Here is a 10,870-nt window from a genome sequence, read left to right on the forward strand (position 1 = left end):
TTGAATCAGCCCTTGAATCAGCCCCTGAAGATGCGACGCAGAATGCCCTTGCGGGACGTGTCGTCCCGCGCCGGCAACGGCTTGGGCGCCTCGATCGTCTCTGGCTGCTTCACGGCGTCGATCGGCTCGGCTGCGTCGATGGGCTCCGGACGTCCGACACTCCAGGCGTCGTCTTCATCATCACTCGACGGGGCCTGACCGCCGTTCGCGGCCCGCGTGTCGTCGGAGGCACGTTGCGGCGACGAACTGGCCGCTGCGTCACTGCCCGATCCGTCCACCTGGGGCGCGGGGACGCTGGAGGACGCGTCTGACGAGTCACCCACCGTCCGGGCCGTCTCGGCAGACTCTCCCTCTGCAGCGTGGCCTGCAGCCGCGAGGCGTTCGCGCTCGGCCGCGCGGCGGGCGAGTTCGGCGGCGACGGGCGCCGGGGCGCCCATCGCGTCGCGATCGTCGTGGGGCTCACGCACGCGAGCGACCTCCTCCTTGGCGGGTGCGACTCTGCGAAGCGCCGCAAATGCCGGCGCGGGCGCCTCGTCGTCTCCCCCGGCGGCTGCGTTACCTGTCACTGACGACTCGTCATCGGGCGCAGCAGCGTGGGCATCGGACGCGGAGGTCTCGTCACGCGACTCGAACGCCTCACCCACGTGCGCCGACGCCTCGCGACGCGAGCCGGGCACCGCATCACGCGACGTGGGGGTCTCGTCGTGGGATGCGCCGGCGTCGTCCACCTGAGCACGCGACGTGCCATCCGCCTCGGGCGACGGCAGGCGCGGCGTCATCGCGGTCGGACCGCTCGGGTGGGCGAAGGGATCGAAGTCGTTTCCGGCGTGCGGGTCGAACGCGGCGACCGGCGCCTCGTCGGCAAACGGGTCGTCCGCGGCCACGTCGGAGGGATGAGACGCGACGGCCGGGTCACGCGACACGATCGGCTCGTCCCACGGCGACGACTCGGTCGTGGCACCGGTCTGCGTCGAAGCGGGAGTAGCGTCGGACGGCGTGCGGTCGAACGCACCCCCGTCCATGCCAGCGTGATCGAGGACGGAATCCGCGGCTGCGGGGTCGGCGGCCGAGCCGACGCGGGTCTCATCGAGGTGACGCGGTTCGCTCTGGTGCTCGGCAACCACGTCGCTGCGGGGCGCCGCCGGCTCGATCGGGGGGATCTCGGAGCCGGCGGGCTCGGCGAAGACCTCGGGCGTGGCGTAGGCGCTGAACTCGGGGTGGTAGTGCCCCTCCGCCTGGCGGTCAGCGTCGGACATCGCACGGCGAACATCGCCGCGGGGCAACGGAACCCGATGATCCGTCGCAGGGTAGGAGATGATCGATTCTTCGCTGACAGGCTCGTGTACGACGGGCACCTCACCTGCGCTCTGGGCCTCTTCGCCCTGCTCATCGACGTGGTTCGCGTCCGCGGCCGACTCGGTGGACGCGTCGTCGGCAGCGCCGCCCGTCCACGACTGGCCCATCGAAGGACGGATGGTCGCCGCGCGCTGATCGCCCGGCTCGGCCGATCGCTGGACGTGTTCGATCGTCACGTCTCGCGACGCCTCGTCGCTCCTGTCGTCGCCCTCGTCGGCGGACGCGACCGCGTCGCGGCCAGAATCGTCGTCAGCGCCCTCGTCGTCGATCAGCTCGTCGCCGGTGGCGGCGAGTCCGCCACCAACAGGGTTCACCTGCGCCGACGCCTGCGACGCCTCGCGTCGGGCCTCGTCGCGCGCGTCGGCAGCTTCGTCGAGCGGCTCCCCACCGACGGGGTTGATGCCCTGCTGGACGGTCCGTTCGTCGTCGACGGCGTGCCCGTCACCCTCGACGGCGTCATCGACGACGCGGCCGCCCGCACCTGCCTCGACGACGTGCTCGTCACTGGGGCCGCGCCGCTCTGAGTCGCCCGCGACATCTTCTGCATCGACCACACGCTGGGTGCGGTGATCGTCCTGAGCGCCCGCGTCATCATGCGCACCGAGGAATCCCCTCGCCGGGTCGCCCTCAGACTCGGCGTCGCCAGTCGCGAGAGCAGGCGCCTCGTGGTCAGCGTGCTCGTCGGCGTCATCCCACGATCCGTCGGGACGCACCCGCGGCACCTGCACGCCGGGCTCGGCGAGCCTCTCGTGACGGGTCTCGTCGGTCGGCTCCTCATCCCACGCGCCGTCGGGGCGAACCTGCGGCACGCGCACCCCGGGCTCGCCGAACGAGCCCCCACGCGAGTCGTCGACCTGGTCGTAGCCACGCTCTGGGGTGGGCTCCGCGCCACCACGCTGATTGTCGGCGCCAGAACGAACGCCGTCGGTCACCGCGGCGCTCTGCCACTCGTCGTCGGCCCTGGTGTCACTCTGAACCGCGCCGCGCGGCGCGCCTGACGCGACGGCGAGCGCCGCGGCGTCACGGACACCACCGTCGTCGCGCCGGGGGTCGGCGAAATCGTCGTCGCTCAACCCACTCGCGGGCTCCCACTCATCGTCGGCGTGGAGCGTCTCGCCGCCGTGCGAACCGGAGGTCTCGGCGGCGAACAGGCGCTGAGCGACGCGGTCGAGCAGGTCGTCGACGTCGTCCATGTCGTAGCCGCCGTTGACGTCGGCGGCTCGCTCGGGAAACTCCGCCTCCACGACCTCGTGGGACGTCACGGCGTCGGTGACGCTGCCGTGGCCCTGCTCGAGCGCCGTCAGCGTCGCGATGACACGGTCGAGGAAGTCGTCCACGGCCACCTCGTCGTATCCCGGCGTGCTGGCCGCGGCGCGGCGAAACTCGGCGTCGTGCACCTCGCGAGCGGTGATCATGGCCAATCCCCTTCGTCGTGACGTGCGCCGTCGAACGGCGCTGTTCTCGACCGAGCCTAGCCACCGGCGGCGCGTTCGCCCATGCACCGCGCCGAGTCGTCCGATGACGCCGGACGCGGCCGCCGCTGCAGCCCCTTCACCGTGACGACCGATGTCCGCCCCAGGCTCCCTGCCCTGACGTCCGCCGCCACGCCCCGTCGCGCCATCGCAGCGAGCAGCACCCGCCGTGAGGCACGTCACCCCCGCCGTAGTTGCACCTAGTGCGACGAAAGTGCAACATTGCACTGCTGAAGATTTCAGTGCAACAGCCGAAGGGGGCCCGTGCACACCACAGCCTGCACCCAGCCCGCGTCTCGCACGGCGCGCGCGATGCGGCGTCTCGTCGAGATCCAGGAGGCCGCCGCAACCCTCGTCATCGAGCGGGGTTATGACGGTTTCACGATGGACGAATTGGCCGAACGCGTCGGCGTCAGCCGCCGCACCCTGTTCAATCACGTCCCGGACAAGGCCTCGGCCGTTCTCGGCCCGTTCGACGAGAACAACCCGCGCCCCGGGGCGCTCGAACTGTTCCTCGAGAAGCAGCCCCACGGCCGATTCGTCGACGATCTCGTCCACGCCATCGACACCGTCATCGCCTCCGCCGACGACCTGGACGCCACGAGCCCCGGACACCGCGCCCTCGTCAATCGGGCGATCATGTCCGACGCGAAGGTGATGCAACTCGTCGCCCACCGCTTCGAGGTCGTCGCCGCCATGCTGCGTGACGCCATCGCCCAGCGGGAGGGGTGGGAGCCGTCAGATCTGCGGGCCCGCGTCCTCGCCACGACGATGCTGAGCATGCTCAAGCTGACGCTCGAGGATTTCGCGGGCGGCCAGGACGCTCCGCCGATCGACTTCACGACCCGATTCCACGAGGTGCTCGCAGCCGCCGTCGAGGTGCACGAAGAGCACTGAGGCAGCGACGCCCGCCCTCTCAGACCCCCATCAGCCCTTGTCCGCGAGCCCGCCCGATCGGCCCACGTTCACCACCCGTCTCGCACCACCGTCTCATCACCACCGTCTCGACGCACTGCGTCGCGCATCCTTCGTCCACCCGCCACTCGCAAGGAGATCTTCGTGGCAAACATCCTCTACCGCCTCGGGCGGACGGCTTACAAGAAGTGGCCGTTCTTCCTCGTCGGCTGGCTCATCGCGATCCTCGCGGTCGGTGGTTTCGCCGCCGCCAAGAGCAAGCCGATGTCCAGCGAGTTCACCATCCCCGGCATCCCGTCGCTCAAGGCGGCCGAGATGCAGAAGGAGCTCTTCCCCGACGCCAAGGCTGCCGACAAGCAGGTCAACGGCCAGATCGTCCTGAAGGCGCCGGCGGGCCACACGCTCTCCGAGCAGCCGTACAAGGGCCAGATCGACGCGCTCGTCAAGAAGTTGCAGAGCGCACCGCAGATGCCGAAGGGCGCTGAGGCGCAGACCATCGCGAACCCCGTCGTCGCCGCGCAGATGCAGAGCAAGCAGCTCGTCGCGCAGTCGATGAAGCAGGGCATGACGAAGGAGCAGGCCGAGGCGAACGCCCAGGCCCTGTCGCCGCTGTCGAAGGACGGGCGCATCGGCACGATCTCGTGGAACTTCGATGTCGAGAACGTCATGGACATCAAGCAGGACACGCAGAAGCAGATCCGTTCGGATGCCGCGGCCGAGGCGAAGAACGGTCTGACGATCGTCGCCGGCGGTCAGGGCATGCAGGAGATGATGCAGCCCGGCGGCACCTCGGAGCTCATCGGCATCGCCGTCGCGCTCGTCGTCCTCGTCATCACGTTCGGTTCGTTCGTCGCGGCGGGCATGCCGATCCTCAACGCCGTCATCGGGCTGCTGCTGGGCACGCTCGGCATCACGGGTGCGACGTACTTCTTCGACCTGCCGGAGACGACGACGGCGCTCGCGTCGATGATCGGTCTCGCCGTCGGCATCGACTACGCGCTGTTCATCCTGTCGCGTTACCGCAGCGAGCTGCGGCACGTCGACCGGACGAAGAACGACGAGCGTGCCCACGCGATGGGTCGTGCCCTCGGGACGGCCGGCTCGGCCGTCGTGTTCGCCGGTCTCACCGTCCTCATCGCGCTGTCCGCATTCTCGGTGCTCGGCATCGGCATGCTGACGGCGATGGGTCTCGGCGCCGCGGGCACCGTCTTCGTCGCCGTCATGGTCAGCCTGACGCTGCTGCCCGCTCTCATGGGCATGCTCAAGGGCAAGGCGTTCGGTGGGCGGGTGCGCAAGGACACGACCGCCGACGACTCCGACCACGACTTCGTCAACGGTTCGGTCCGACTCGGTCGCGGCATCCGCAAGGCTCCGTGGGCCGTCGCGCTCGGCGTCGTCGCCCTTCTGGGCGTGCTCGCGGCACCCGTGAGCAACCTGCACCTCGGCCTGCCCTCCGACGCCACGGCGGAGAAGAACACCGAGGCGCGTCAGAGCGCCGACCTGCTCGCCGAGGGCTTCGGCCCGGGCAAGAACGCCCCGATGATCGCCGTACTCGACGGACGTGACATCAAGGTCTCCGGCACGGACGCCGCGGCGCAGAAGGAACTCGCCGGCAAGCAGATGCAGGCGTACGGCAAGGTCGTGCAGTGGGCGTCGAAGGAGGACGACGTCGCCAACGCGCAGATCGTCCAGATGGCGAAGAAGGGTGACGGCGCCGTCGTCATGATCACGCCGAAGACGGGCCCCGCCGACAAGAAGACCGACGACCTGCTGACGCGCCTGCGCGACGGTCAGGCCGACATCGAGAAGTCGAGCAACGTCAAGGTCGGCATCACCGGCCAGACGGCGATCGCCGCAGACGTGTCGGAGAAGCTCAACGACGCGCTCGCGCCGTACCTCGCCATCGTCGTCGGGCTCGCGTTCGTCCTGCTCGTGCTCGTGTTCCGTTCGATCGTCGTGCCGCTGCTCGCGACGCTGGGCTTCCTCGCCTCGATCCTCGCGACGCTCGGCGTGACGGTGAAGCTCGTCCAGGACGGTATGTTCGGCTGGTTCGACCCGCAGCCCATCATGAGCTTCATGCCGACGCTGCTCATCGGCATCGTGTTCGGCCTCGCGATGGACTACCAGGTCTTCCTCACCACGCGCATGCGTGAGGCGTACGCCCACGGCATGGACGCACGCGACGCCGTCATCGACGGTTTCCGCCACTCGGGCCGCGTCGTCGTCGCCGCCGCGCTCATCATGATCTCGGTGTTCGCCGCGTTCGCCTCGCAGGACAACGCGCTCATCAAGACGATCGGTGTGTCGCTCGCGACGGCCGTCTTCCTCGACGCGTTCCTCGTGCGCATGATCCTCATCCCGGCCGTCATGCTCATGCTGGGCAAGCACGCCTGGTGGATCCCGAAGTGGCTCGACAAGATCATGCCCAACGTCGACGTCGAAGGTGAAAGCCTCAGCCAGCACGGCGCGCGCCCCGGCTCGCCCGAGCACGCTGCGGAGCGCGCAGCCGCCGGCACGACCGATGGGGTCGCCGCTGCGGCTGCCGGCTCGGCCGCCTCGTCCGACGCTGCGGGGACGGAGACGACGGACGCGGCCGCCTCGGAGCACGCGGCCACGACGCCCGGTCTGCACGGCGCGACGCCGGCGAGCATCGTCGAGGAACTCTTCGCCGGTGAGAGCCACTCGACGCCGAAGCACCTCGCCCGCGACGACGAGGACCGCCCGCGTACGAGCTGAGCGTCAGACACCCGGCCGGCTGAGCGCTGACCGACGAAGCGGGCTCCGCGACCATCTGGTCTCGGAGCCCGCTTCGTCGTGTCAGGAGCTTTCGTCCGTGAGGTGCCTGGTCCGTTGGGCGCTGCATCCGTCAGGGGTTTCGCCCCTCAGCGGTTCAGACGCGCGGCAGGTCGACGCCCGTCGTCGCAGCCGCGAGGGCCCACACGGATGCTGCGAGGGTCGGGCCGTTGGCGCTGCGGTACACCGGCACCTCGGCGGCCTCTCCGGTCATGCCGGTGCGGCTCTTCGGGCCGTAGAACGCGCCGTTCCGGGCCGCCGGGTCGGTGGCGGCCATGAGTTCGGGCCCGGCGCCCTGGACGGCGTCCATGCTCGGCAGCACGTCGAGGTCCATGATGCGCATCATCATCGTCGTGCGTCCGGAACCGAGCGCGGCGGCGCCGGCGCTCTGCAGGTTGGTCTTCGTGTAGCCGGGGTGCGCGATGGTGGAAAGGAGCCTCCAGCCGCGCTCCTGCGACACGCGGGCGAGATGCAGGCCCATGAGCAGGTCGGCGAGCTTCGACTGGCCGTACGCGCGCCACGAGGAGTACTTCTTCTCCCACTCGAGGTCGGCGAAGTTGATCGACGCCGCCTGCGCGGCGATGCTCGACATCGTCGTGACACGCGGCGCGCCCCTCCAGCAGCGTCGGCAGGAGCAGGTTCGTCAGGACGAACGGGCCGAGGAAGTTGCTGCCCCACTGCAGTTCGTGGCCGTCCTTCGTCAGCATGCGCTCCGGGGGCGTCATGACGCCGGCGTTGTTGACGAGGACGTCGAGCCCCTTGCCGTCGCCGCGGATCTCGACGGCGAGGGCGTGGGCCGAAACGTCGAGGCGGCGCTTCGTCGCGTGGTGCAACCCCACCCGCTCGGGTGGGTATGCCCACGGCCGCCCGGGATGCGGGAGGCGCGGCGGGCCCGCGCGCCCTGCTCCTGACGGGGCAAGGCATTCAACACCTACTCGCCGGTTCGGGACCGGCCCCCAATTCTCGGTTAATGGTCGTTAACCTAGGCCGCATGACTATCACCGACGCACCGCTCACGCAGGCTCCCACGTCCGACGAGGACGTACTGGCGCGCGCTCGCCGCATCGTGCTCGAGGAGGGCAAGCCGCTCGGCTACGACGACCTCGTCGAGGTGCTGCGCACAGGTGACGATCGCCTCGAGGAGCTGCTGCAGCTCGCCCATGAGGTGCGCCTGAAGTACAACGGTGACGAGGTCGAGGTCGAGGGCATCGTCTCCCTCAAGACGGGCGGCTGCCCCGAGGACTGCCACTTCTGCTCGCAGTCGGGGCAGTTCACGTCGCCGGTGCGTTCGGTGTGGCTCAACATTCCGCAGCTCGTGCGCGCCGCGAAGCAGACGCGCGAGACGGGCGCGTCGGAGTTCTGCATCGTCGCCGCCGTGCGCGGGCCGGACGCGAAGCTCATGGAGCAGATGCGCGAGGGCGTCAAGGCGATCCACGACGAGGTCGACATCCAGGTCGCCGCGTCTCTCGGCATGTTGACGCAGGAGCAGGTCGACGACCTGCGCGACATGGGTGTGCACCGCTACAACCACAACCTCGAGGCCGCGAAGTCGTACTTCCCCGACGTCGTCACGACGCACACGTACGAGGAGCGCTGGGAGACGTGCACGATGGTCAAGGCCAGCGGCATGGAACTGTGCTGCGGTGGTCTCGTCGGCATGGGTGAGACGCTCGAGCAGCGCGCAGAACTCGCGTCGCAGCTCGCCGAGCTCGAGCCGCACGAGGTGCCGCTCAACTTCCTCAACCCGCGCCCCGGCACGCCGTTCGGCGACATCGAGCCGATGGAGTCGAACGACGCGCTGCGCACGATCGCCGCGTTCCGTCTCGCACTGCCGCGCACGATCCTGCGCTACGCGGGCGGCCGCGAGCTGACGCTCGGTGACCTCGGCACGCGTGACGGGCTCATGGGCGGCATCAACGCCGTCATCGTCGGCAACTACCTGACGACGCTCGGGCGCGACCCGAAGGAAGACCTGTCGTTGCTCGGCGAGCTCAACATGCCGATCAAGGCCCTCAACGCGACACTCTGACGCGCCCTGCACGAGAGATGACGACGATGAGTGACGCGACGCTGCCGGGCCGCGACCAGGGTGCGGTCGTGGGGGGCCCGGCTGTGCGTGGGCGGGGTTCGCAGGTCGCGGCGGCGGGCAACTCGGGTGATGCGCCCGCGTTCTGCACGCGGTGCGGCTTGGCGCCCGAGGCGGCCGACCACGCGACGTGCGCTCGGTGGCTCGCCTCGGAAGAGCCGCCGCGCTTCTGCGCGCAGTGCGCGCGGCGCATGAAGGTGCAGATCATCCCGACTGGATGGTCGGCCGAGTGCTCCCGTCACGGCGCGATCAGTGGCGGCGCCGGCGTCTGACCGCGCGCGGCCGGCAGACGCGACGTCGGGGGTGACCCGAGTCACATCTGAACGTATCCTGAGGGTTCAGGCATCGACAGGGGTCGAGGCCGATGTCGCGAGGGGGAACGATGCCCGAATTGACCTGTTCACACGTCAGCCGCCGGAATGCCCTCCTGGGCGGTGCGGGCGCCGCGGCCCTGGGCTGTGTCGCCACTTCGACGACGTCAGCACTGGCCGACACCACAGACCCCTCGTACCCGCGCTTCGGCGACAGCCGCTACCGCGTGCTGCACTACCAGATCGGTGACACGATCCTCACCGGCAGCTCGCCGCGGCTCTTCGGTTCGACGACGATGACGTGCGTCGCTGCGCGATCGATGACGAACCTCTTCGTCGACTTCCAGCACACACCGAACGTCGTGTCGATCAACGGCAAGGCCGTGCGATTCTCCAGGACGTCCAGCGTCGCCACGACGTACGGCGACCAGGGCGGGCATCGCCGATTCACCGTCAGCGGCTTCTCGCTGCCGGCGGGAGCGCGATTCACGCTCAAGGTCGGCTACAACGTCTCCGCCGACGCGAACCGCACCGCCTCGCTGTTGAGCGCCGGGGCGTACTTCGTCGTCGCCGGCGAGCCGATCGCCGCCACGCACTGGTTCCCGTGCAACGACCGGCTCGACGTGAAATCGACCTACGGCGTCAGCATCTCGACCCAGCGGGCCAACCGGGTCATGCTGGCGAGGCCGACCTCACAGACGTTCTACACCTCGGGCCGCACCGCGATGACGAACATTCGCTTCGCTGTCGCCGAACCCAGCGCCACCTACCAACTCGGCCTCGCCGTCGGGCCGTTCAGCGTCACCTCGGGTACGTGGTCGATCGGCGGGCGTGACGTTCCCTACGGCGTCGCGGCACAGCCGGGGCTCACGAAGTCGACCCTGCTCGATCACACCCCGCGGGCCTTGTCGTACTTCGCGGCGCGCTACGGCAGCTTCCCCTTCTCGCACGCGGGCGGGGTCTTGGTCAAAGACATTGGTGTGGGCGCTCAGGAGACCGTCGGCGGGCCGACCTACGACGCGTCCTGCAACACAGCCGCGTTCGTCGCCCACGAGAATGCGCACATGTGGTTCGGCAACAGCGTGACCGCGGCGAGTTGGGCGGACGTCGTGTTGATCCAGGAGGGCCTGGCGCAGCTCCTGGAATGGGACTATGTGCAGATGTTGCGTGCCACGTCAGGCACCTCCGCCGCGATGTGGGCTCCCCTGCTGACGCCGCCCACGACCTGGCGCGTGCCGACCCACATGAAGGTGGCGAAGCTGACGTATCAGTACGCGGGTGGCCTCATGCGGGAGCTGCGCCGTGAGATGGACGGCTCGATCGAGCAGGCGCGCGCACCGCGCTTCACGGCATTCCTGCGCACGTTGGCCACGGGCCACGCCCACTCGAGCATCACCCGCGCCCAGTTCAAGGCCGAGGCGCAGAAGGCCGCGGGCAAGGATCTCAGCGGTTTCCTTCGTCGCTACGGCATCTGATCTGCGCTACTCGGGCCGCGCGGCATCCGTCGTCCCGACGGTGGGATCCACGACGGACGAAGACGCGGCGGCTCGTCGCGCCTTCGCCCAGCACACCCATGCGCCGAGGCACACCATGACGATGGCCACGAGGTGCACGATCACGGCGGCGATGTCGCTGAACGGCGCGACCAGGATGACGAGAACGGCGAGCACCCCCACGATGAGCGCGTAACGCATCATGAAGGGCGCGGCGGCGCGGTTGGCGTCGAGCAACGCCTCAGGGGTGCGTGCAACGCCGCGCGGGCGCAGCGCGAGCCTACCGCCGAAGGGCAGCGTGCCCGACGTGATCGAGCGTGCGAGCCACGCCGTCATTGCTGCGATGGCGGCGAGGACGCAGGCGCCGATCATGGCGGTCACCGCGAGATCCGTGATCATGGCCTCACAGTAGCGAGAACGGCCGACAACCGCGGAAGGACGCGG

The 10,870-nt window shown here is 69.5% G+C and carries 9 protein-coding genes; 6 read left to right on the plus strand and 3 right to left on the minus strand.

The features are described 5' to 3' along the window. Positions 1 to 17 precede the first annotated feature (17 nt). Complete coding sequence (locus DYE07_RS07285) at positions 18 to 2,771, minus strand: DivIVA domain-containing protein (RefSeq protein ID WP_115296649.1); 2,754 nt, start codon at positions 2,769 to 2,771, stop codon at positions 18 to 20. 321 nt (positions 2,772 to 3,092) lie between these two features. Between DYE07_RS07285 and DYE07_RS07290 the strand changes: the two genes are divergently transcribed. Beyond that, on the plus strand, positions 3,093 to 3,725 hold the full coding sequence (locus DYE07_RS07290; RefSeq protein WP_147286896.1) for a TetR/AcrR family transcriptional regulator: 633 nt from the start codon (positions 3,093 to 3,095) through the stop codon (positions 3,723 to 3,725). A 162-nt stretch (positions 3,726 to 3,887) separates the two neighbouring features. Then, positions 3,888 to 6,479, plus strand: a complete 2,592-nt coding sequence (locus tag DYE07_RS07295; protein ID WP_115296651.1) for an MMPL family transporter — start codon at positions 3,888 to 3,890, stop codon at positions 6,477 to 6,479. Positions 6,480 to 6,633: 154 nt separating this feature from the next. Here DYE07_RS07295 and DYE07_RS07300 read toward each other — a convergent pair whose 3' ends face one another. Continuing rightward, positions 6,634 to 7,128 carry a Rossmann-fold NAD(P)-binding domain-containing protein gene (locus DYE07_RS07300; protein WP_115296652.1) on the minus strand — a complete coding sequence of 165 codons (495 nt, stop codon included), beginning with the start codon at positions 7,126 to 7,128 and terminating at the stop codon, positions 6,634 to 6,636. On the opposite strand from DYE07_RS07300, the gene DYE07_RS07305 reads away from it, so the two are divergent. The 4 genes from DYE07_RS07305 (at position 7,118) to DYE07_RS07320 (ending at position 10,408) form a co-directional block, all read left to right on the plus strand. Then, on the plus strand, positions 7,118 to 7,447 hold the full coding sequence (locus DYE07_RS07305) for a hypothetical protein (RefSeq protein ID WP_144708031.1): 330 nt from the start codon (positions 7,118 to 7,120) through the stop codon (positions 7,445 to 7,447). The genes DYE07_RS07300 and DYE07_RS07305 overlap by 11 nt on opposite strands. A gap of 80 nt (positions 7,448 to 7,527) precedes the next feature. Next, a complete protein-coding gene (gene bioB / locus DYE07_RS07310; protein WP_006947112.1) occupies positions 7,528 to 8,565 on the plus strand; it encodes a biotin synthase BioB in 1,038 nt (345 codons plus the stop codon). Positions 8,566 to 8,591: 26 nt separating this feature from the next. Next, positions 8,592 to 8,894, plus strand: coding sequence for a biotin synthase auxiliary protein BsaP (gene bsaP / locus DYE07_RS07315; protein WP_131940385.1), 303 nt, complete (start codon positions 8,592 to 8,594; stop codon positions 8,892 to 8,894). Between the two features lie 110 nt (positions 8,895 to 9,004). Continuing rightward, on the plus strand, positions 9,005 to 10,408 hold the full coding sequence (locus DYE07_RS07320; protein ID WP_172462962.1) for a M1 family aminopeptidase: 1,404 nt from the start codon (positions 9,005 to 9,007) through the stop codon (positions 10,406 to 10,408). A gap of 6 nt (positions 10,409 to 10,414) precedes the next feature. Here the strand turns inward: DYE07_RS07320 and DYE07_RS07325 are convergent, their stop codons facing one another. Further along, positions 10,415 to 10,825 carry a hypothetical protein gene (locus DYE07_RS07325; protein WP_006946976.1) on the minus strand — a complete coding sequence of 137 codons (411 nt, stop codon included), beginning with the start codon at positions 10,823 to 10,825 and terminating at the stop codon, positions 10,415 to 10,417. Between the last annotated feature and the right edge of the window lie 45 nt (positions 10,826 to 10,870).

Origin of the sequence: Dermacoccus nishinomiyaensis (assembly GCF_900447535.1) — a bacterium.
In the GTDB taxonomy this organism is placed as follows: Bacteria; Actinomycetota; Actinomycetes; order Actinomycetales; family Dermatophilaceae; genus Dermacoccus; species Dermacoccus nishinomiyaensis.

Bases quoted from the DNA above. Each gene is read 5' to 3' on its own strand.
- bioB (WP_006947112.1), top strand. From the start codon at position 7,528: ATGACTATCACCGACGCACCGCTCACGCAGGCTCCCACGTCCGACGAG.
- DYE07_RS07320 (WP_172462962.1), top strand. From the start codon at position 9,005: ATGCCCGAATTGACCTGTTCACACGTCAGCCGCCGGAATGCCCTCCTG.
- DYE07_RS07305 (WP_144708031.1), top strand. From the start codon at position 7,118: ATGCTCGACATCGTCGTGACACGCGGCGCGCCCCTCCAGCAGCGTCGG.
- bsaP (WP_131940385.1), top strand. From the start codon at position 8,592: ATGAGTGACGCGACGCTGCCGGGCCGCGACCAGGGTGCGGTCGTGGGG.
- DYE07_RS07325 (WP_006946976.1), bottom strand. From the start codon at position 10,825: ATGATCACGGATCTCGCGGTGACCGCCATGATCGGCGCCTGCGTCCTC.
- DYE07_RS07300 (WP_115296652.1), bottom strand. From the start codon at position 7,128: ATGTCGAGCATCGCCGCGCAGGCGGCGTCGATCAACTTCGCCGACCTC.
- DYE07_RS07285 (WP_115296649.1), bottom strand. From the start codon at position 2,771: ATGATCACCGCTCGCGAGGTGCACGACGCCGAGTTTCGCCGCGCCGCG.